The organism is Photobacterium sp. R1 (assembly GCF_054600795.1).
On record NZ_BAAHZP010001050.1, the window covers coordinates 1 to 232 of the forward strand.

General features: G+C 55.2%; 1 pseudogene. It reads right to left on the reverse strand.

The features are described 5' to 3' along the window. Positions 1–232 (reverse strand): annotated as a pseudogene (locus ACYP03_RS28270) (aspartate:alanine antiporter); the annotation flags it as partial.

The window sequence follows — 232 nt, forward strand, 5'->3', positions numbered from 1 at the left end:
CCCCTTCCTGCAGGATGGCATCCCCATCAGGGTTGGCGAGAATGCAGTGGCGTCGAATGCGTTCGATGTAGCATCCCGTCTGTCGGTAAATACCCAGCTCACGTAAATTCCGGCCGTAAATCCAGTCGATCAGCTCCGGACCAACGCGATAGGCACGAATATTCGGCAAATAGACTTGTGGCTGTGCATCTTCGCCGATGCCGCGCTCTTTCGCAATTTGCTGCGACGATTC